We start from the raw sequence: 22,387 nt of genomic DNA, 5'->3' as shown, positions 1-22,387 counted from the left end.
GTCCTTTTAAATAAAGGGCTTTTTTCTTTGTCTAGAGAATATTTAATACATAAGATATTCAGGAGGGATGAAAATGGAAGAAAAAAAACAGTTAACCAGAATTGTTGATTTAGCGAGTGAAGTAAGGAAAGTATTAGTGCAAGAATCCTTTTTTAATCATCATCCTGAACTACGAGGAGTGATTGAAAATTTAGCGAGTGCTGTAGAGAATTTGGCGGAATTACAGCAAAATACAGATGAAAACGCTGAAGATCGATTACGATATGTACTTGCTAAAATGAAAATTGCTCATAATGCCATTTTACAAGAGAAAAAAGCATTTCCATCTCATTAATATACGTTTTTATTTTGAACCTGGCGGATAACGTCAGGTTTTTTGTTTCTAGTTTTTCATTTCTTTCATACACTAAGAATAGTATGAAAAAAAGAAGGTGACGAAGGTGAAATTACATAAAGCTCTTCAGCCAAGTTTTATAAAAAGAATGTACTATATGAGGTTTATCGGAAAGTTTACAAAAGCAGAGAGAGAGAAGAATGGAGAGAATTTTTTTGTGCAATGCCTATCGCCAATACCATTCACGTTACAAGAGCAATTAAAAAATGAACCATACGTATTTGAAGGTTTATGTAGCAATAAAAAGAATGAAAAAGTCTTTTCGGAATTAAAGAAAAGAAAATTAGAAAAGCAATTGGTTATGTTTCGTCTCTATTATGAAAGAGGACATATATACGTGGAGTTAATTTGTGCGGAAGAACCACGAGAAATGGCCAATGGCTATAAAATGATTCCAGTACCTAAAGTTTCCGAATACAAAAAAGGAGAGTCTTTAGAAAGAAAACTTGGAAATGGCTATTTGTCATTTCTAATGCCAAAATATCCGAAAGACTTTGAGCCTCCCGAATTATTGTGGCACGATGGAAGGTTATATGGAAATATATCTTTAAAGTCATCATCAATTAGTTCAATCGCCTATTTTGAACAGCAGCGGGAATGTAAGTATATAGACTTAAATGACTGGATGAAGTATGTGGAAATAGCGGTAGAAGATCAATTGTATTTTGTAAGCAATCACATGTATGAGCAATTAAAAAAACGAATGACTGAAGAAGGTAAGCATGTAGAAGTAGAGGAAATAAAAGTGCACAAGGATGAATGGGAATGGGATGAGCGTGAATCCGTCTTTTTACAGTATGTAAAAAGTTTTGTACGTAATAAAGGGCTATATTTGGATGAAACGGACATTTATAATTTCCATATAAGTGCGAAAACAAATATGTTGACGATTCTAGGTGGTATACCAGGCGCTGGGAAATCCCGATTTGTGCAAGCTTATGCAGAAGCACTTGGATTACAGTATGGGGAAGAATTGGTTTGGATTCCGATTTCACCATCGTATCAAGAACCACATGATTTACTTGGTTACCTTCACCCAAATGGTACTTTTATTGAAAGTGAAACAAAATTAGTTAGGGCGTTAATGAAGGCAAAAGAAAATCAAAATCAACTATATATAATCGTTTTTGATGAAATGAATATGTCGCATATTGAGCATTGGTTTACTCCATTTCTATCTGTTCTTCAACTTGAAAAGCAAAACCGTATTCTAAATTTGTATGAAGGTGTACAAGAAAAAGAAAATCCAATTCCATCAACAATTGAAATTGGTGAAAATATTATATTTGTAGGTACAGTAAATTTTGATGAAACAACGAAAGAACTCTCAGATCGATTATTAGATCGGACGAATTTAATAACGTTACAAAAGATTCCGTTTTGTGAGATGTGTATGGAACAAGAGAAAATTGTATTACAACCACCTCTGAAAGTAACTGCAGGAGAATTTCGTATAAGCTGGGTCAGGAATAAAGCGATGATTGAGGTGTTTTCTGAAGAAGAGTTAGAACTATTAGATAAGTTACATGTTGTATTGTCATCACATGATATGTCAAAGGGAATTTCATTTCGATGTGCAAACGCAATCGCTACTTACTTGCAAAATATACCGTTCCAAAATAATCATTCCTATATGATCAGTAGAGAAGAGGGATTTGATTTACAAATCAAGCAACGTGTATTGACGAAAATAAGAGGGACTGAAATGATGGTTGGGTCTTTACTTTCTGAAGACGTAAAAAGGGGGGCAACATTACTACCTCTTTTGCAATCGCCACTTGCAAACAGAGTATCTACATTTGAACACTCTTTAGCATATATAAGAGAAAAGCGTAGAGAACTGGAGCTGTATGGCTATGCAAAATGAAGGGCGATATGAAACAGAAATCGTTGATACGAAAGAAACGCTCCCTTTTGTATTAAAGTTAATCATTGGAACTGAGGCAAAAGGGGAATATATTTTATTAAATCGTCTTTGTACATCTACTACAGAATTAGTTCAATGTATTTATAAAGTACAAGAATTAAAACCAATTAGATTGCATTACCATTATGAAAGTCCAATGAATATTACTTTTATATGGAATAAAGTATATGAGGGACAGAAAAATATAAAAGAGTCAAAATATGAAATAAATGAAAAAAAACAAAAGGTATTAATATATGAACATGGAAAAACGGAATTCTTTTATCCATGGCGTTGTGGATTATATCATTTTGAAGTGAATATAGAAGATAGAACGTATTATGGCGCATTTCAAATCGTTCCCAAAAATTTTTTTGATGATCAATTTGAAATGATTCAAAACTATGTAAAGTCAATTTTGAATGAGTTGATTTTAGATAGAGGTTATTATAAAAAGACTTTCTCTGCACTTAGTGATATTGAAGATTCTTCTTATTTAGTGTTACTTAGAAAGTTGCCGCAAAAAATGAAAAAGATAAAGCAAATTTTCAAGAAAATAGAATCGAGTTCAAAATTTATACATGAATATAAATGGGAAGAACAGGAGCGGAAAGCGACGAGAAAAGGAGCCATAGTGGCGGAAAGAAAACCGTATGCAAAATATTATAATCGTAAGTTGATAGAACAAAAAAATAGTAAGGAAAATGCATTTCTTAAATTTAAAGCGATGCAATTTTATCTCTATTTACTTGAAGCGGAAAGTTTTTTGCGCCAAACAATTGAAATATTAGAAAGAGCAAAAAGGAAGAAATCAGAAGAATTTCAAGCTGTAAAAACGATTATACAAACAATTGAGCGTAATGGATCAGTGACCGATAGAGAGAAACAAAAATATAAAAATATACATTTACTAAAAGAGGCGGATTTGCGAAAAAGCTCTATGAAGATACAAGAATATAAAATATTAGCGCATTTTGTACATGAAAGTGTACAATACTTTCAAACTTTAATGCATTCTCCATTTTGGAGAGAAGTTTCCGAAACTGGTAACATGCACTCACATAATTTACCGATACCACATCAACAACTACTACAGCATTTAGATTTACTTCCACAATATACAGAACAATCTCCATCTTTATTATTTGTTTATAAACCAACATTTTTAGTGTATGAATATTACGCTTTTTTTATCGTTATTTCCATGTTAGAGCAAATTGGTTTTGAGGCTAGAAATTCCATTCGTGAACAAATTCAAGAACATTTTTATGTAGATGGATTACAGGATGGAACGACAGTAGTTTTACAACGAGATGATATTAGAGTACAAGTCGCATTTAATGATTTAATTGAAACTCATCCTCTTATTGCATTAAGTAAAGGGAGTAATTTTTATAATGGAGAAGATACGAAGAAGCCAGACATTCGCTTAGACTGTTATGTAAAGGAAGAAGGGAAATACGTATATCAATCTTCTATTATTATCGAAGTGAAGTATAGCCCCATGTACAATATTTTTCAGCACGTTGGAAATACGAAGGCAACTGAGCAAATGTATAAGTACTGGTCTATAAAATATGTAGAAGAACAGGATGGAAAGAGAGTCTATTATCGAAGGGCCATTTATGAAGTTATTTGTGTATATCCAGGAAGTCATATGCATAGTAAAAAAATTGAGTCTGGATGTGGTGTGTTCTTGCAATTATATCCATATAAAACGAAACAAGGGGAAGAGAAATTAGCCGGAAAACATGGAATGGTACAAATTTTTGAGAAGTGGTTAAAAAGCATGAAGAAGTAAAAAAATCCTTTTTTATAAAGGATTTTTTTAGATTAAGAAGAAATATATGCTGTATGGAAGGCAGCTTTATACGATTTGAATTTGAAAGTAATATAAATATATTGTTAGAAGAACGGTACATGAGGGATAAAAGACAATTAAGATGGAATTTAATTCATTTTGCAGAATATAATAAGTCATAAATATTTTTAGTTGCATACGAAGATTTGTTCTTATATGATAGATAGTGAAAGCGTTATCAAAAACAGAGCGGCGATGGGAAAGGCGGGTAAATATGTTCCAGCGTGTTCAAACAAAAGAAGAACATTTTTGGTTCGAGCAACTATGGGGAGATTTTTGTGAAGAAAGAAACTTAATGTTCGTAGAACGTAATTTAAATCCATCACGATTTTTATTAATAGAAGATGAACATCATATTGGTACAGTAGAATGTATTAAGTATACGGAACCAGAGCAATCGAATTCTGAGTTTTTCTATCCGTTTTCTAAAAATGATTTAGTGAAAGATTTGAAAAATGTGTATGAAATAGGCAAGTTAAGTATTGCGAAAACGTCTCGTGGGAGAGGACACTTCAAAAGACTAACAGCTATTTTATTTATGCATGCATTAGAAACGAAAGCAGAATGGTATATTGCAGCAGTGACAAAAAGAATGTATATGTATTTATTAACACTCGGTTTCCCAATTGAACCGGTAGATAAGCCATTTCAGTTTCATGATACTTTACAAGGTGTACCAGTGCGAATTCATGCCCGAAAAGGGGCTACGCATTTGTATTCTTTAAAAGAATTTCGAGATGTGATTCAAGGGAATGCTCATGCACAGGCATTAATCGCAGAATACAGTAAAAATATTATGTTAACAAAATAAAGCGAAATGAATATATATAATAAAGAGAATGCTATTTTAATATGAAGTCTTTCTTCATGAAAAAAGACCCTTATTATTTTAATAAGGGTCTAAAAATTATAATCCAAATATACTAAAAATCATTTTGCGGCGCTTCGGCTTCTTTTCTCGTTCATATGTTGGTTTTGAATCGGGAGTAATATATATTGGTTCTTCTTTCTTGAGGGAAGCTTCTAGCTTTTGAATCCGCTCTAACATTTCCTCCATTTCACGGCGATGTTGTAAAAGTTGGTACGTAACAACATCATTTGCCTTATCTTGCATTTGTTCTTCCATTCGATCTAGCCTTCTCGTAATAGTGTTTAATTGAGCTGCTAATTGCTCAAATTCATGTGATGATTTGTTTTGAACAATTGTATTTACTTGAGTTTTTAATTCTTCAACATCATTTGATGATGTTTTTTGAGTAGGGTGAGAGTTTTGAGACTGCTCTATTTGTAAAAGATGGAATTCTAACATTTGATCTAAATCTTCTTGTGTGAAAATAAAGTGACCATATTTATTTTTTTCTATCGTAAGATTTAATTGTTGTGCAATCCGGACAACAGCCTTTGGGCTAACACCTAATTTTTTTGCGATAAATGGTGTTTTATATTCCAAAATAATCCCTCCTATATATATCCTGTTGAATGATTTCGATCTATGAAGGAAGTTCCCTTCTAGTGTGACAAAAGAAGTGTGGAATCGGCAAAGAAAGTGTTTTTTCACGAAATGAAGCTGTGAAGAATATATCGTTTATATAAAATGTTTTATCTTAAGATTTAGAACTATTTGACTAAGGGAAATGAATTAGATTATCATAATGATAAATATCTTTTTTATGTATGCATATAATATATAAAAAGGTGGTTGCTAATGTAGAATTTTGTTAGAGTATTAGAATGCTTACTTCACTTGAATAAAATTAAGTAGGAGGTGGCTTCCTTGCTTACAATGTAAGTAAGGAGAAGTATTTGGACATATATAGTATAAGTATAGTGATTGTTTTAATTGCCTTAACGGCATTTTTCGTTGCAGCAGAATTTGCAATTGTTAAAGTGCGAAGTTCACGAATTGACTATTTAATTGCAGAAGGAAATAATCGCGCAACATCTGTCAAAACAGTCATTACAAACTTAGACGAATATTTATCTGCTTGTCAGCTAGGAATAACAGTTACAGCTCTGGGGATTGGGTGGTTTGGTAAACCGGCGTTAAAGCAAATGTTTGACACGCTTTTTGCAAATTTGAACATTTCTACTCAACTAGCAGACATGTTTGCTGTAATTTTAGTGTTTTTGTTTATTACATTTTTACATGTTGTAATAGGGGAATTGGCCCCAAAAACATTCGCGATTCAAAAAGCTGAACAAGTGAGTTTGTTTGTTGCTAAACCATTAATTTTCTTTTATCGTATGGCGTTTCCATTTATTTGGCTATTAAATGGATCAGCCCGCATTATTACGAAGTTGTTAGGGCTGAAACCACCGAAAGGGCACGATGAGGTTCATTCAGAAGAAGAATTACGGTTATTAGTTTCAGAAAGTTACAAAAATGGAGAGATTAATCAGTCTGAATATAAATATGTAAATAAAATTTTTGAATTTGATGATCGTATAGCGAAAGAAATAATGGTACCCCGAACTGAGATGCATATTATAAGTAAAGAAATGCCTGCTGAAGAAGCTTTGCAAAAAATGTCTCGGGAAAAATATACGAGATATCCAGTTGTAGATGGGGACAAAGATCACGTAATAGGCTTTGTAAACTTTAAAGATATTTTCACAGATTTTGTGCAGCATAATGCAGTAAGTAATAAGAAAGTAGAGCAATATATTAGGCCAATCATTTTAGTTATCGACTCTATCCCAATACACGACTTATTTTTAAAAATGCAAAAAGAAAGAACACATATTGCTATATTGATAGATGAATATGGTGGTACGTCTGGACTTGTTACAGTTGAAGACATTTTAGAAGAAATAGTGGGAGATATTCAAGATGAGTTTGATACGGATGAACAGCCAGAAATTCAAAAAGTTAGTGAAACGAAAACAATACTAGAGGGAAAAGTGCTTGTTAGTGAAGTGAATACGTTATTAGGTTTAACGATTGATGATAATGGTGTTGATACAATTGGTGGTTGGATTTTAACGAAGAATATAGAAATTGCTGAAGAGGATTTCATTGAAATTGAAAATTATAAGTTTTGTGTAAAAGAATTAGATGGACACTATATAAAGAGATTAGAAGTAACAAAAACTGTAGAATCAATTGTTATTTTAGAAGATGAAAAACAAATTCCATTTCAAGAACAAATTAGTTCGTAGACTCTGCTATATGGCAGGGTTTTTTTGAGCATAATGTTTTTGGCAGAATAAGTGCTATGATACAATGACATAAGTCAGACCTTTCACTAGGTGAAATATTGTTGTAAACATATATTTGGAAGGGGAAGAATTATGAAAAAGCATTTATATATAAATGGAGATTGGAAGCCTGTAAACACTTATAAACCATTATACGCACCATATTCTGAAGAAACGTTAGCGGAAATTGCACAAGGAACGGAAGAAGATGTACAAGAGGCTGTTACTGCTGCAAAAAATGCAATGAAAAAAATGAATACATTATCTGCATATGATCGTGCGACTATTTTAGAGAAGGTTGCACAAAAAATGGATGAAAGAAGAGAAGAATTTGCAGAGATTATTGCAAAAGAGGCTGCAAAACCAATTCGTGCTGCGAGGGGAGAAGTAGATCGTACCGTTCAGACATACAAATTTGCAGCGGAAGAAGCGAAGCGTATATACGGTGAGACACTGCCACTTGATGCAGCACCTGGTGCAGATGGGCGTATTGCATACACAATACGTAAACCGATTGGGGTTATAGGAGCTATTACACCATTTAATTTCCCATTAAATTTAGTGGCGCATAAAGTCGGCCCTGCAATTGCTGCCGGAAACACAGTTGTGTTAAAACCAGCTGATCAAACGCCATTATCGTCTTACGCATTAGTTGAATTATTTGAAGAGGCAGGATTGCCAAAAGGAGCTTTAAATATTATTTCTGGTCCCGGTTCAACTGTAGGTGAGGCGATAGTTACAAATGATGATGTTGCTTCCATTACTTTTACGGGAAGTCCGAAAGTTGGAATTGGAATTAAGGCAAAGGCTGGGTTAAAGCGAGTTACATTGGAACTAGGATCAAATGCTGCTGTAATTATTGATGAAGATGTAGAATTAGCAGATGAATTAATTGAACGTGTAAAATGGGGAGCATTTGTAAACAATGGACAAGTTTGTATTTCGGTACAACGTGTTTTTGTACATGAAAAGAGAATGGATGAATTTCTTTCAAAGCTAAAGAAAGCGATGGAAACAGTTGTTGTTGGGGATCCATTGCTGGAAGAAACGGATGTATCGGCTTTAATTTCGAAAAAAGATGTAGAGCGAATAGAAATGTGGGTGCAAGAAGCTATTAAGGAAGGGGCAGCTGTTTTATACGGTGGTAAGAAACGTGATGCAAGGATTTTTGAACCAACTGTATTAACAAATGTTCCAGAGTATGTATCTGTTCAGTGCCAAGAAGTATTTGGTCCACTCATGACAGTAAATACATTTAAAGAATTTGATGAAGCGATAGAGCAAGTAAATCATTCACGTTACGGCCTACAAGCAGGTGTGTTTACAAATAATTTGTTTAAAGCAATGCGTGCAATTGATGAGCTTGAAGTTGGTGGTGTCATGATAAATGATATTCCAACGTTTAGGGTAGATCATATGCCTTACGGTGGTGTGAAAGAAAGCGGTACGGGGCGTGAAGGAATTAAATATGCAATAGAAGAAATGACAGAAATGAAATTAGTGTGTATTAAAAAATAAAGTAGATTAAGCTTAAACAAAACAATAAAAAACGAGAAGGAAATGTTTACGATTCCATACTCGTTTTTTATTGTTTGTTTTACGTTTTTCAGAACGATTTCATTTAATCAAGTGTACCTTTTATTTCATTTCTTGTTTGAAAATAGCATCTTCTACATAAATTTGTTCTTTGTCAATAGCGGTGCTATGAGATAATACTAAACCGATTGGTGTTTCTATGCCTTTATTTTGAACAATTGTAAAAGGAACATTTTTTTCATTTGCTAATTTAATGTATTTTGATAAATGTGGGTAAGCAATGCCACCATTTAGGAATATTTGTAATGATTGAGAAGAGCGCATGCTACTAGCTACTTCAGAATATACATTACTTTGCATTACTTGACCGATAGTTAAAGCGATTTCTACACGCTCACGTAATGTAGTTAAATACATATTACGTTCTTCTGGTTTGTTCTGCTTTTGGCCGTAAATGCCTTCTTGGAGATAATCTTCCACATTTTTATTTACCATATTTTTCACACCTTTCATTTTCTATTGTACGAAAGAATGAAGCAGGATGCAAAAAAAGTCGCATCGAATGTAAAAAAATTTGAATGAAAGGAAGGAAAATGGAATGTATCAATTTAAACTTTTAATAAAGACATTAAAAATTTTATCAACACATATTAACAAAATGTGACAATAATCTATTAACGAATCGCATTTTTTGTGTTAATATTCAAAATATAAAGGGTATTCGTCGCATGGAAATGGAGGGAATGGGGGTTTTTCCAATCGATAAGGATATTAAAGAAGTATTTTGTTCGCACTTGAAAAACAACAGGCACCAATTCGTTGAGAACTGGAAAAACAAAATGATAATTTCCGATAAAGATCCATATAAACTAGAAGCAGTTCAAAATGGAGAGGATTTATTAGAGTTAATTATCGAACTTACTATGGAAGAAAAAGATATAGATTATCTTCAGCCATTATGCGAGAAAATTGCTATTGAACGTGCAGGGGCAGATGCGAATATTGGAGATTTTGTTTATAATGCAAATGTGGGAAGAAATGAACTTTTCGAAGCGATGTGTGAATTAGATGTTAGCGCACGTGAATTGAAACCGATTATGGCCCAAATACATACTTGTTTTGATAAATTAATTTATTATACTGTTTTAAAATACTCGGAAATTATATCAAAAAATTTAGAGGAAAAACAGCAATATATTAACGAAACACATAAAGAAAGGCTGACGATTTTAGGGCAAATGTCAGCAAGTTTTGTACATGAATTCCGTAACCCACTCACTTCAATTATGGGATTTGTTAAATTATTAAAAGCAGATCATCCAAGTTTATCGTATTTAGATATTATTTCGCATGAATTAGACCAGTTAAATTTTCGTATTTCGCAATTTTTACTCGTATCGAAAAAAGAAATGTGGAATGAATCAGAACGATTTTGGCTTAACGATTTGTTTCAAGATATTATACAGTTCTTATATCCGAGTTTGGTCAATGCAAATGTTTCGATTGAAAAGAATTTACCGTATCAAATTCCACTTGTTGGCTATCGGAGTGAAGTGAGACAAGTATTTTTAAATATATTAATGAACTCAATTGACGCTCTAGAATCAATGAAAGAAGAACGGAAAATTATCATTGATGTATTTGAAGAAGATCAATCGATTCGAATTGTGATAAAAAATAATGGGCCAATGATTCCAGCTGAAAGTGTAGAAACGATTTTTGAACCATTTGTAACTACTAAAAAGTTAGGAACTGGTATTGGATTATTTGTATGTAAACAAATTGTAGAAAAACATAATGGGTCCATCATGTGCCGTTCAGATAACGAATGGACAGAATTTCAAATTGTATTTCAAAAATAAACAGTCTACACCAAATGAATGGTGTAGACTGTTTTAATTTGTAAGTATAACGGCTTCTAATTTAGGATCTTTCGCTGAATAACCTAAAAGTGAAATTGTATATATGATGTTCGGTTCGACTTTGAAATTCGGTATAGTTAGTAAGACGCTGGGATTATCGGCGAGTGAAACTTCAATATCTGCTGTACCAGGACTAACTTCTAAAAAATCTGTTATTTGTTTAAAGAGTACATTTTCAAATAAATGATCTCCACCTTTTAAATCTACATTTACAACAGGGGTATCTGGAGAAAAATGTGCAAAACGCATTTTTGCTTGACCAGCTGGTAAATGTGTATTATCAAGCATAGGTTGTAATTGTAGATGATTGTCACTATTTATTGCAGCAAAAGTATAAGTGTGATTCCCCATTATTGGTACTAAAGCTGAAAAGATGGGAGTTTCATTTCCAACTGGGACAATATCTATACGGTATTTACCTTGCACTAATGTTAAATAGGGACTAAATTGTTTGAAAGAAATATTTTTAATAACCTTTTGCCCGTTTACTAAAATGTCAACCGCAGGTGTATTTGAAGCAGAGTGAAAAAAACGTATGTGTGACGGTAAAGCAGCTTCTTGTGAATCTCTTTTTTCATACGCCTGTACAAGTTTCGTAAGCGCATCGTAATATTTCATATATAGTTCTACATATTTTTTCGGATTATTAAATTGATAGTAACGAGCGAGCTGTTCGTAACGTGCAGCTTCTTGTCCATATTTTTCAATTTCAGATTGAGACATGAACATTCCTCCTTTGTCATCATTAAAACTATATGCTTAACAAGAAAGAAGTTATGCGAGAAAATTGTTTTTTGAAGGAGAAAAGTTAAAAATTAATAAAGAGTATTGCTTATGGATAAGTGTATTTTAGGTGAAAGTGCCTTATAATTTTCTAGAGTAAACAGCAATATATCATCTATGTTGGGTGATGATGTACCGATTACAATGTATATTTCGAAATAAAAAACCTTAAGAGCGTATGAAGTAACATATCGAAAACATGTCCAAAAATCCTTAGGAAACTAGGGATTTTTTTAATAATGGGCAAATACACATACAAAGTGATAATTGTCCTACATAAATTATAAAGGAAAGGTAGTTCAAATATAAGGAAAGGAATGAAATATTGGGATGGGGATATCCCAAAAGGAATTATGAATGGCGTTATGGACGATTTTGTGCTTTAGGATGTAGGATGAATTTTGAATTTGTAACATTATTTTTTCTATTTACGTTAGCAAGTGGCAGTATTAACCGATAAAAGAGCGTCGTGCCGAACTGATTAATGTGGTTAATCGGTTCTTTTTTTATTGTATAAAACGGAGGAGAATGTATGTGAAATATTGGTTTCTATAAAAATAATTGCTATGCATTTAGTGGGATTAATTGTCGATATTTGTTTGAAAATATGCAATATAAAGTAGGAGAATAGGAAGGAGTTTAAAGGGAGTTTCGTCGAAGTTTACACAATGTCGGCAATTGAGGGCAGCTGATATTATGTTGAGAAAGTATGTAGTGAAGCGTTTATTTTATATAAAGGAGGGTTATTTGAGCGTATAGATAAGGGTTGGTCTTCGTTTTTAAGTTCTGAATTTTCTGTTTTTCGAATTAATATTTAGCACTCATTTGTATATTTTATAATAGTTTTTTGATAAAATCACTGCTTTCGCAGAGGGTTCTTTTTTATGAAAGAAACGTCAATTTTCTTCATATATATATACAAATTGGAGAAATGGGGGAGCGCTATGCGCGATTACTTAATTAAACCACTTGTTGGTCAGCCGTATCCAATGATTTCACATGGAAAAGGTGTGTATTTGTATGATCAAAACGGAAATAAATATTTTGATGGCTCGTCAGGGGCAATTACGGCAGGTATTGGGCATGGCGTAAAGGAGATTGCAGATGTTATAAAAAAGCAAGCAGAGGAGATTGCTTTCGTTTATAGATCACAGTTTACGAGTGAACCAGCTGAAAAATTAGCGAAGAAATTAAGCGATTTAAGTGTAGGAGATTTGAACTGGAGCTTTTTTGTGAATAGTGGTACGGAAGCAAATGAAACAGCTATGAAAATTGCAATCCAGCATTTTCAAGAGCGAGGTATTCAAGGGAAGCATAAAATTTTGTCACGATGGATGAGTTATCACGGTATTACGATGGGAGCCTTATCAATGTCTGGGCATCCACTGCGCAGACAACGTTTCGTGTCAATTTTAGAAGATTATCCAACTATTCCAGCTCCATATTGTTTTAGATGTCCAGTGCAAAAGGTATATCCAACTTGTCAGCTTGCTTGCGCGACTGAACTAGAAAGATCAATTGAAAGAATTGGTGCAGAACATATCGCAGCTTTTATCGCTGAACCGATTATCGGAGCAGCTGGAGGCGCAGTCGTTCCGCCGAAAGAATATTATAAAGTCATTAAAGATATTTGTAGTCATTACGATATTTTATTTATTGCTGATGAAGTAATGACAGGGCTTGGTCGTACTGGCGCATGGTTTGCGATGGAGCATTGGGGGGTAGAACCGGATATTATGACTCTTGGTAAAGGTTTAGGAGCTGGATATACACCGATGGCAGCGACGATTGTAAGTGACCGTGTTATGGAGCCAATTTTACGTGGATCGCGTTCTGTAATGAGTGGGCATACGTTAAGTGCAAATCCATTATCTGCAGCAACAGCTCTAGCTGTTATTGAATATATGGAGAAACATAATCTACCTGAAAAAACAGCAGAAAAGGGAGAGTATTTAATAAAAGGACTACAGAAAGTTCAGCAACAATCGACAATCATTGCTGATGTGCGCGGAAAAGGGTTGCTGATTGGAGTAGAATTGCAACCGTTTACAAAAGCGTCGGAACTTATTTCGGTTGCAGCTAAAAATGGTCTTCTTTTATACCAAGCTGTTTCAGGGCAAGCAGGAAAAGAAGATAGTGCACTGCTTGTAGCACCGCCGATGACAACTACATATTCCGAGTTAGATGAATTACTTTCGATTTTTGCAAAAAGTGTAGAAGAAATGATGCAAAAAGGAGGGCATAGTATCGCATGACAACTATTACGAATACATTCGATAAATTAAAAGAGATAGAGGAAGTAATTTCTTTGTTCCACGATGATATGACATTAATGTTTGGAGGATTTGGGGGGATCGGATCTCCCCCATCTTTAATACAGGCGATTTTAGAAAAAGGAGTTACAAATTTAAATTTAATAGGAAATGACACGGGATTTCCTGATGTAGGAATCGGTCGTCTTGTTACGAATGAAAGAGTAAAATCATTAATTACTTCACATATTGGTTCAAATCCAAATGCAGGAAGACAGCTCAACGAAGGAAGGTTACAAATCGAGTTTTCTCCTCAAGGAACATTAGCAGAGCGTATTCGCGCTGGTGGTGTAGGACTTGGAGGTGTATTAGTTGATGTAGGTGTTGATACGATTGTAGAAGAGGGAAAACGTACAGTTGAAATGAATGGCAAGACATATTTAGTTGAAACAGCATTAACTGCTGAGGTTGCAATTGTATATGCAAAAAAAGCGGATCCGTTTGGTAATCTTGTGTTTGATAAAAGTGCTCGAAATATGAATCCTCACGTTGCTATGGCAGGGGATATAACAATTGTAGAAGCAGAAGAAATCGTTCCACTTGGAAGTTTAGATCCAGAAGAAATTGTTGTCCCAGGAGTATTTGTAAATTATATCGTACCGTCGGAAGGAGTGAATTGGAAATGGGTATGGGCGTAGAAGTGAGAGATAAGATTGCTAGGCGCGCGGCAAAAGAAATACAAAATGGTATGATTGTAAATTTAGGTATTGGTATACCATCGCTTGTACCGAATCATCTTTCTGACGATATAAACGTTATGTTTCATGCGGAAAATGGAATTGTAGGTATGGGACCTACGCCAAGAAAAGGGAATGAAGACGAAAATTTATGTAATGCAGCAGGTTTACCGACTTCTCTTATTACAGGAGCGAGTTATTTTGATAGTTGCACAGCGTTTGGGATGATTCGAAAAGGTTTATTAGACATAACGATTCTTGGTTCATTACAAGTAAGTGAGAATGGTGATTTAGCGAACTGGATTGTACCAGGAAAACGCGTTCCAGGTATTGGGGGAGCGATGGATTTGGCACAAAAAGCGAAGCGGGTCGTTGTTGTGATGAATCATGTCGATAAATACGGAAATGCAAAAATTGTTTCGGAGTGTACATTACCATTAACTTCAAAGAAATGTGTAGATTTAATTATTACGGATATGGCAGTTATGGAAGTGACGCAGGATGGACTCGTTTTACAAGAATTAATGAGTCCATACACAGTGGAAGATATAAAACAACATACAGAAGCTGATTTTAAAATTGGCTCTAACTTACTAGTAATCGAATGAGGGGAGATGTAATATATGGAGCAATTAAAAAAGAAAATTTGTGATTATATCGAGAGTCATGAAGAGGAAAGCGTAAAATTTTTAAAACGATTAATTCAAGAAAAAAGCGTATCTGGTGATGAAAGTGGTGCACAGGCAATTGTAATTGAAAAATTACGTGAGCTAGGTTTAGATCTTGATATTTGGGAACCTTCATTTTCTAAAATGAAAGATCATCCTTATTTTGTATCACCGCGTACAAGTTTTTCGGATAGCCCGAACATAGTGGCAACTTTAAAAGGAAGTGGCGACGGGAAATCTATGATATTAAATGGACATATTGATGTCGTACCAGAAGGAGATGTGAATCAGTGGGACCATCACCCTTATAGTGGTGAGCAAATAGGGAATCGTATATATGGTCGTGGAACAACGGATATGAAAGGCGGCAATGTCGCACTGATGCTTGCGATGGAAGCCATTATTGAATCTGGTATTGAATTAAAAGGAGATATTTATTTTCAAAGTGTAATTGAAGAAGAAAGCGGCGGGGCAGGAACATTAGCGACTATATTACGAGGATATAAAGCAGATGGTGTTATTATTCCAGAACCGACAAATATGAAGTTTTTCCCGAAACAACAAGGGTCCATGTGGTTTCGTCTACATGTGAAAGGCAAAGCAGCACACGGTGGAACGCGTTATGAAGGAGTAAGTGCAATTGAAAAAAGTATGTTTGTTGTAGATCATTTGAGAAAATTGGAAGTTAAGAGAAATGACCGAATTACAGACCCGTTATTTAAAGGAATCCCGATTCCAATTCCAATTAATATTGGGAAAATTGAAGGTGGGAGCTGGCCAAGTTCTGTTCCTGATTCGTTAAATTTAGAAGGAAGATGTGGTATTGCGCCGAATGAGACTATAGAGGCAGCAAAAGAAGAGTTTGAGAATTGGATCGCTGAATTAAATGATGTGGACAATTGGTTTGTTGAAAATCCTGTAGAAGTAGAGTGGTTTGGAGCGAGGTGGGTTCCTGGTGAACTAGAAGAAAATCATGAGTTAATTACGACACTAGAGCATAACTTTGTTGAAATCGAAGGGAACAAACCAATTATTGAAGCATCTCCGTGGGGGACTGATGGAGGTTTATTTACACAAATCGCTAACGTACCAACGATAGTATTTGGTCCAGGAGAGACGAAAGTAGCACATTATCCAAACGAATATATAGAAGTTGATAAAATGATAGCTGCCGCAAAAATTATTGCATGTACATTACTAGATTGGTGTGAGGTGAAAAAATGAAATACTATGAATCTTTTAGAGAACAGACGAATGGCTATACAGTAGAAGGCGTTTTAGACTATTTTAATAAACGTATTCGAGTAGACCACTATACAGGAAATATTGAGAGGATTATCCAAACAATTGACGAATTAGCAGAGAAGCATTCTTTCACTAAATGTATTATTAAAGGAAAGGGAGAGCATGTTTCTACATGGCTCTCTTTCGGTTTTTTATTGGAAGCAACAATACCGCATTATTTTCAAGGTCACGATGTATACTTCTTCGTGAAATTTATTAATGATGAAAGGCGAAATAGTATTCATTGGGCTGAGGAAGATACCATTTTAAGCGGTGTTAAAGCAAAAGAAGTAAAGGAAAAAATAGTCCCAGAGAAATTTTTATTAAGAAAAGCGACAGAAGAGGATGCGGAAGAATTAGCAGCTGTCTTTGGAGAAGTATTTGAAGTTTATCCGACGCCTTTAAACGAAGCGAGTTATGTAAAACAAACGATGAAAGAAGACGATACAATATACTATGTGTATGAATTTGAGGGGAAAATAATTAGTACAGCCTCTGCAGAAATGAATATAAAAGAAGGAAATGCAGAATTAACGAATTGTGCTACTTTACCCGAATATCGTAAACATGGGTTTATGAAAAGTTTACTAATTAAGTTAGAAGAAGAACTGCAAGAAAAATCGATTTTCTGCTCCTATACAATTGCTCGATCGCTTTCTTTCGGAATGAATGCGGCTTTTCATCAGTTAGGTTATACGTATACAGGAAGACTGGCGAACAATTGCTACATTTTCGATAAGCTGGAAGATATGAATATATGGGTGAAAGATTTGTCTAAATAGTACGGTATAAAAAATAGAACGGAATCGTCATGCTTATAATCGCATATAGGTATGCCAGAAATTCGGCATGTTATTGCTGGATTTTCGGCAAAAGGGGGGATGACATTGCTAGCAGTTTCGACACAAGAAGTCATTGAAGCGATTTTGGGCAGTATTGATGAGGCTATACACGCAGTAGATGAAAATGGTATTACAATTTTTTATAATACTGTAGCTGCAAAACACGATGGATCAAAAATTGAAAAAGTGTTAGGAAAACATTTGTTAGAAGCGTTTCCTTCTTTATCTAGGGAAACAAGTACGTTAATGAAAGTGTTAGATACAAAAAAACCAATCGTTCATCAAGTTCAGCATTATCAAAATTTAAATGGGGAAGACATTTGTACAGTAAATACGACGTTACCTATTTTTATAGATGGAAATATTGCTGGAGCTGTTGAAATTGCAAAGGACTATTCTACAGTTCAAAAACTTACGGATACAATTGTAGATTTGCAGTCAAAAATAAAGCGGTCATCTAGAAAAAAAGCAATTAAAAAGCATGTTGCATTTGAGACGATCGTGACGGATGATGCTCGATTTAAACAGACGAAAGAATTAGCACAAAAAGTAGCGCCAACTGATGCAAATGTTTTAATATATGGGGAAACAGGAACAGGGAAAGAGTTATTTGTACAAGCGATTCATGAAGATTCTAAACGGAAGAACAAGCCATTTATTGCACAAAACTGCGCAGCTTTGCCAGAGTCGCTATTAGAAAGTTTATTGTTCGGAACGACAAAAGGTAGCTATACCGGGGCAATTGAACGAGCGGGGTTATTTGAACTTGTAGATGGTGGGACATTGTTTTTAGACGAACTGAATTCAATGCCTCTCGATTTACAAGCGAAAATGCTACGTGTGTTAGAAGATGGTGTAATTCGTCGAATTGGTGATAATAAGACGAGAAAAGTAGATGTTCGCGTTATTACCGCAATGAATCAGCCACCAGAAGTATGTTTAAGAGAGAATAAAATTCGTACGGATTTATATTATCGATTAAATGTCTTTTCATTATATATTCCGCCGCTACGTGAAAGAACTGAGGATGTATTATTATTAGCGTCTTATTTTTTGAACGAATATAATAAAAGTTATAAAAAAGGTGTACTTCAAATGGATAAGGAAGCGAAAGAAAGACTACAAGCTTATCAATGGCCTGGCAATGTTCGTGAACTAAAACATACGATCGAACATGCTGTCATTATTGCAGAAGGGGATACACTAACAGCCAATTGTTTACCGCGTACATTTCGGAAAGAGGATCTGCCAAAGAAGAAGAGCATATTGCCACTTAGAGAAGCACTTCATCAAACGGAAAAGGAATTAATAGATCAAGCGTTAATTGAAACGGAAGGGAATATATTACAAGCTGCAAAAATGTTAGGTATCCCTCGCCAAACGCTTCAATATAAATTGAGTAAGTACGACAAAACCGCCGAATAATTGGCGGTTTTTGTGTGTTTGCACCAATAAAAGCGTGTTTACATATATAAAAAGTAATGAATATGATAGTATGTATGGATTTCATACAGTGCTTACAAATATTTTTTTGTTTATGTAATAGCGTTCTCCATACATTTACTTATCAATAATGTAAAGTTGGCATAACTATTGCTTATATAAAGGATGAGCGTATAAAAAGGGGGAATAGCAATGTTACATGATGTATACAAACCAAATCGTCACTGGAAGGATATCGAGTTGTGGAAGGATGTTACTGAAGAGCAATGGAATGACTGGGTTTGGCAATTAACGAATACGATCAAAACTTTGGATGACTTAAAGAAAGTGATTAATTTAATACCTGAAGAAGAAGAAGGCGTTAAAATTTCAACAAAAACGATCCCGTTAAATATTACACCGTACTATGCTTGGCTAATGAATCCTGATGACCCACGCTGTCCGATTCGGATGCAATCTGTACCGATCTCGGAAGAGTTATATAAAACAAAATATGATTTAGAAGATCCGCTTCATGAAGATGAAGATTCACCAGTTCCAGGGCTAACACATCGTTATCCAGACCGCGTATTGTTCTTAGTAACGAATCAATGTTCTATGTATTGTCGTTACTGTACACGACGTCGTTTTAGTGGACAAATTGGAATGGGTGTGCCGAAGAAACAATTAGATGATGCAATTGGTTACATTCGTGATACACCACAAGTACGAGATGTATTAATTTCTGGTGGTGACGGTCTTCTTATTAACGATAAAATTTTAGAATATGTATTAAAAAATTTACGAGAGATTCCGCATGTCGAGATTATTCGTATCGGAACGAGAGCGCCGGTAGTATTCCCGCAGCGTATTACAGAAAACTTATGTAATATTATTAAAAAATACCATCCAGTATGGTTAAATACACATTTCAATACTTCTATTGAAATTACAGAGGAATCGAAAAAAGCATGTGAAATGCTAGCGAATGCTGGTGTTCCAGTTGGAAACCAAGCAGTAATTTTAGCTGGTATTAACGACAGCGTTCCAATTATGAAAAAACTTATGCATGACTTAGTAAAAATCCGTGTACGTCCATACTATATTTATCAATGTGACTTATCTGAAGGTATTGGTCATTTCCGTGCACCAGTATCTAAAGGTCTTGAAATTATTGAAGGTTTACGCGGTCATACATCTGGTTATGCGGTTCCAACATTCGTTGTAGATGCACCAGGAGGCGGCGGGAAAATTGCGCTTCAACCAAACTATTTAATTTCGCAAAGTGCAGATAAAGTTGTACTTCGTAACTTTGAAGGTGTTATTACAACGTATCCAGAGCCAGAGAGTTATATCCCAGGAAGAGCAGAAGGGTACTTTAAAGAAATCTATCCAAACTACGAAGAAAAACGTTCAGATGTTGGTATTGCAGGTCTTATGAGTGATAAGAAATTTAACCTTGTTCCAGACGACTTACAGCGTATGAGCCGTCGTAAAGACTATGAAGATAATGACACTCATGCATCACTAAAAGATAAACGTGATAAGCGTGATCAACTTAAAGATAAAAAGTATCAATCGCAAATGGCTAAATTAGAAGAAAACGACAAAAAAAATGAGGGTGATGCAGTATGAATTGTATGTGGTGTGACAGTACAGAAGCGAAAGAAAGCTTGAATACTGTATATTGGGAATTACCAGATGGTACGAAAGCCATTGAAATCCAAGAGACACCATGCATTTCTTGTTCCTCATGTGGTATGGACTATCAAGCAGATCAAACAGTGAAAGAAATAGAAGATCAATTGTTTCTAATTTATACGAAAGATTTACCAAAACAACTAACATATGAAGAATTAATGGGAAGACCACGTCTATTAAAAAGAAATTATTTCGACTTTTAACCAGCTTTTATGCTGGTTTTTTTCTTTTTTGCCTTGTATAATGTATCCAAGTTAGAAAGGCAGGGAATATTTTTGAAAAAGACATTTTACCACTATATGATGAAGCATCGTGCAGCTTTATTTAGTAATGAAGTATCGAATTTAGCAGAAGCAATGTATGATGATTTAAGCTTTCCAAAGCAATCTGAAGATTATGATGAAATTAGTTCATACTTAGAGTTAAGTGGATTGCTAGAAAGTATGTCTATATTTGATGAAGCTTGGGATTTATACATACAAGAGAGATAAGAACTATATGAAATTTTTGACGTGAAGCTAGTCTATTTGCTAGCTTTTTTACGTTGTAAATAATTTTTTTTATACAGTGATATTTTTTATTGAAAAAATTTATGAATATACGCTTCTGTGATAAGCGTTTTTATGTAGGTTGCATATACTGTTATCAAAATCACGACGTCAAAAAAAGGAGAGATATAGATGGCAAGAAAAAAGCAACCTAAATATAACGTAGGGGACATAGTCGTGATTACGCTATATGGAACCGTTGGTAAAATCACAAATATGAAGGTTTTAGATGGAGTTTACGTTTACGAAGTCAATAATCACGATGGGTTTTACGTAGAGCAAACGTTGCAGCACGTTTCAGAGCAAGATATGAAAAAAGGTGAAACTGAGTGGATTGAATTAAACTATAATTTCACATTTGGTGATCTCGTGCAAGTAACAGGATATGATAAAGATGTGTTTCGTATTGTTGGTTTTCGTACAGAAGTATGGAGATATAAAAATGACGCATGGGAAGATACTATATACGAATTGTCACGAATTACGGATGGTGAATGGTTAGAAGCGGATGAATCAGATTTAACGTTACTTGCTAATGCTCAAACGGCAAATGCAATTTTGAAGAAAATGAAACAAGATAAAGCTGGTATGAATAAATTAGATTTAGGAAAATTAAAGTCAATTAACAACTCAAAAAAAGTGAGTGTTAAGACAAATCGTCAAGAAATCATTGATGGATTACTTGATATTTATAACGATTATCAATTGTTATTCGATACATTTAAAGATGAAGAATACAAAATTGTTATGGATGTTGTTCATAATTATTTAGTTAAATTGACAGAGAAAAAATAGTTAACTAGAAAGAGAGAATGAATTGAACAACAACATATGCAGTATAAGGTATGCCTACAATTATTAAAAAAATAAAAAGCCATTTAATAAGAGAGTCTGCCCATTGATCTTCATGCATGAACTCTTCTTTTGTTTGCCCTACTTCTTGTTCTACCTCATATTGGTACTCCATAATTAAATCCCCCTTTTTGATAGCTTGTACTACCATCGTATGTATCTCGTCCAAAGGATATGACCTATAAAAAAAGAAAAACTATTTTTCTAATCTCATATACATAATTTTGAGATTTTTTCATAAAACAGAAATAAAGGAGTGATGCTCATGAAGGAAATTGAGGTCGTAATTGATACGGAAGAGATTGCGGAGTTTTTTTATGAGCAACTAATTGAAAGAGGATACGTCCCAAAACGAGAAGAAATTGAAGATCTCGCAGATATTACATTCGAGTATTTATTAGAGAAATGTATGATTGATGAAGTTTTTGATGAAGAGGATGAGTGAAAGTAACGGCGGGCTTAACTCGTCGTTTTTTACTCT

22 protein-coding genes are annotated in these 22,387 nt (G+C 34.3%); 18 read left to right on the top strand and 4 right to left on the bottom strand.

Going from position 1 to position 22,387, the window contains the following annotated elements; all coding sequences use genetic code 11:
- Nucleotides 1-73 precede the first annotated feature (73 nt).
- The 4 genes from ILT06_RS18285 (at nt 74) to ILT06_RS18270 (ending at nt 4,972) form a co-directional block, all read left to right on the top strand.
- Complete coding sequence (locus tag ILT06_RS18285; protein ID WP_064477339.1) at nt 74-334, top strand: hypothetical protein; 261 nt, start codon at nt 74-76, stop codon at nt 332-334.
- 106 nt (nt 335-440) lie between these two features.
- On the top strand, nt 441-2,261 hold the full coding sequence (locus ILT06_RS18280; protein WP_064477338.1) for an AAA family ATPase: 1,821 nt from the start codon (nt 441-443) through the stop codon (nt 2,259-2,261).
- Nucleotides 2,251-4,101, top strand: coding sequence for a hypothetical protein (locus tag ILT06_RS18275; protein WP_088046805.1), 1,851 nt, complete (start codon nt 2,251-2,253; stop codon nt 4,099-4,101). The genes ILT06_RS18280 and ILT06_RS18275 overlap by 11 nt, the downstream gene beginning before the upstream one ends.
- A gap of 274 nt (nt 4,102-4,375) precedes the next feature.
- On the top strand, nt 4,376-4,972 hold the full coding sequence (locus ILT06_RS18270) for a hypothetical protein (protein WP_000487799.1): 597 nt from the start codon (nt 4,376-4,378) through the stop codon (nt 4,970-4,972).
- Between the two features lie 96 nt (nt 4,973-5,068).
- On the opposite strand, the gene racA is transcribed toward ILT06_RS18270, so the two are convergent.
- Nucleotides 5,069-5,611: a chromosome-anchoring protein RacA gene (racA, locus tag ILT06_RS18265; protein WP_064477336.1), complete on the bottom strand. Its 543-nt coding sequence runs from the start codon at nt 5,609-5,611 to the stop codon at nt 5,069-5,071.
- Between the two features lie 353 nt (nt 5,612-5,964).
- On the opposite strand from racA, the gene ILT06_RS18260 reads away from it, so the two are divergent.
- Complete coding sequence (locus ILT06_RS18260; RefSeq protein ID WP_064477335.1) at nt 5,965-7,320, top strand: hemolysin family protein; 1,356 nt, start codon at nt 5,965-5,967, stop codon at nt 7,318-7,320.
- A 132-nt stretch (nt 7,321-7,452) separates the two neighbouring features.
- Entirely contained in the window at nt 7,453-8,877 is a 1,425-nt protein-coding gene (locus ILT06_RS18255) for an aldehyde dehydrogenase family protein (protein WP_064477334.1), read from the top strand.
- 120 nt (nt 8,878-8,997) lie between these two features.
- On the opposite strand, the gene ILT06_RS18250 is transcribed toward ILT06_RS18255, so the two are convergent.
- Nucleotides 8,998-9,390: a YueI family protein gene (locus tag ILT06_RS18250; protein ID WP_064477333.1), complete on the bottom strand. Its 393-nt coding sequence runs from the start codon at nt 9,388-9,390 to the stop codon at nt 8,998-9,000.
- Between the two features lie 233 nt (nt 9,391-9,623).
- On the opposite strand from ILT06_RS18250, the gene ILT06_RS18245 reads away from it, so the two are divergent.
- Complete coding sequence (locus ILT06_RS18245; protein WP_081257457.1) at nt 9,624-10,757, top strand: BA2291 family sporulation histidine kinase; 1,134 nt, start codon at nt 9,624-9,626, stop codon at nt 10,755-10,757.
- Nucleotides 10,758-10,790: 33 nt separating this feature from the next.
- Here ILT06_RS18245 and ILT06_RS18240 read toward each other — a convergent pair whose 3' ends face one another.
- On the bottom strand, nt 10,791-11,540 hold the full coding sequence (locus ILT06_RS18240; RefSeq protein WP_064477332.1) for a DUF4397 domain-containing protein: 750 nt from the start codon (nt 11,538-11,540) through the stop codon (nt 10,791-10,793).
- A gap of 1,004 nt (nt 11,541-12,544) precedes the next feature.
- Here ILT06_RS18240 and ILT06_RS18235 point away from each other — a divergent pair.
- The 10 genes from ILT06_RS18235 (at nt 12,545) to ILT06_RS18190 (ending at nt 21,849) form a co-directional block, all read left to right on the top strand.
- Nucleotides 12,545-13,855 (top strand): aspartate aminotransferase family protein, encoded by a 1,311-nt coding sequence (locus ILT06_RS18235; RefSeq protein ID WP_001205889.1) that lies wholly within the window; start codon nt 12,545-12,547, stop codon nt 13,853-13,855.
- Complete coding sequence (atoD, locus tag ILT06_RS18230; protein WP_000208097.1) at nt 13,852-14,550, top strand: acetate CoA-transferase subunit alpha; 699 nt, start codon at nt 13,852-13,854, stop codon at nt 14,548-14,550. Before ILT06_RS18235 ends, atoD begins: the two co-directional genes overlap by 4 nt.
- A complete protein-coding gene (locus ILT06_RS18225) occupies nt 14,535-15,197 on the top strand; it encodes a CoA transferase subunit B (RefSeq protein WP_064477331.1) in 663 nt (220 codons plus the stop codon). Before atoD ends, ILT06_RS18225 begins: the two co-directional genes overlap by 16 nt.
- A gap of 15 nt (nt 15,198-15,212) precedes the next feature.
- Complete coding sequence (locus ILT06_RS18220) at nt 15,213-16,481, top strand: peptidase (protein ID WP_064477330.1); 1,269 nt, start codon at nt 15,213-15,215, stop codon at nt 16,479-16,481.
- Nucleotides 16,478-17,323 carry a putative beta-lysine N-acetyltransferase gene (gene ablB, locus ILT06_RS18215; protein ID WP_088046809.1) on the top strand — a complete coding sequence of 282 codons (846 nt, stop codon included), beginning with the start codon at nt 16,478-16,480 and terminating at the stop codon, nt 17,321-17,323. The genes ILT06_RS18220 and ablB overlap by 4 nt, the downstream gene beginning before the upstream one ends.
- Nucleotides 17,324-17,422: 99 nt before the next feature.
- Entirely contained in the window at nt 17,423-18,808 is a 1,386-nt protein-coding gene (gene rocR / locus ILT06_RS18210) for an arginine utilization transcriptional regulator RocR (RefSeq protein WP_087980322.1), read from the top strand.
- Between the two features lie 210 nt (nt 18,809-19,018).
- Nucleotides 19,019-20,440 (top strand): lysine 2,3-aminomutase, encoded by a 1,422-nt coding sequence (gene kamA / locus ILT06_RS18205; protein WP_000902134.1) that lies wholly within the window; start codon nt 19,019-19,021, stop codon nt 20,438-20,440.
- Complete coding sequence (locus ILT06_RS18200) at nt 20,437-20,709, top strand: YokU family protein (protein ID WP_000995761.1); 273 nt, start codon at nt 20,437-20,439, stop codon at nt 20,707-20,709. Before kamA ends, ILT06_RS18200 begins: the two co-directional genes overlap by 4 nt.
- A gap of 72 nt (nt 20,710-20,781) precedes the next feature.
- Nucleotides 20,782-20,997, top strand: a complete 216-nt coding sequence (locus tag ILT06_RS18195) for a YozE family protein (protein ID WP_000750728.1) — start codon at nt 20,782-20,784, stop codon at nt 20,995-20,997.
- Nucleotides 20,998-21,186: 189 nt separating this feature from the next.
- Nucleotides 21,187-21,849, top strand: coding sequence for a hypothetical protein (locus ILT06_RS18190; RefSeq protein ID WP_000101496.1), 663 nt, complete (start codon nt 21,187-21,189; stop codon nt 21,847-21,849).
- 4 nt (nt 21,850-21,853) lie between these two features.
- Here ILT06_RS18190 and ILT06_RS18185 read toward each other — a convergent pair whose 3' ends face one another.
- Nucleotides 21,854-22,021 carry a DUF3930 family protein gene (locus ILT06_RS18185; RefSeq protein ID WP_000456535.1) on the bottom strand — a complete coding sequence of 56 codons (168 nt, stop codon included), beginning with the start codon at nt 22,019-22,021 and terminating at the stop codon, nt 21,854-21,856.
- 150 nt (nt 22,022-22,171) lie between these two features.
- Between ILT06_RS18185 and ILT06_RS18180 the strand changes: the two genes are divergently transcribed.
- A complete protein-coding gene (locus ILT06_RS18180) occupies nt 22,172-22,351 on the top strand; it encodes a YozD family protein (protein WP_000658451.1) in 180 nt (59 codons plus the stop codon).
- The last annotated feature ends 36 nt before the right edge of the window (nt 22,352-22,387 follow it).

The sequence above is a fragment of the Bacillus sp. 17RED48 genome, assembly GCF_019837545.1.
GTDB classification, from domain to species: domain Bacteria; phylum Bacillota; class Bacilli; order Bacillales; family Bacillaceae_G; genus Bacillus_A; species Bacillus_A wiedmannii.
This window is presented reverse-complemented; position numbering and strand designations above follow the sequence as displayed.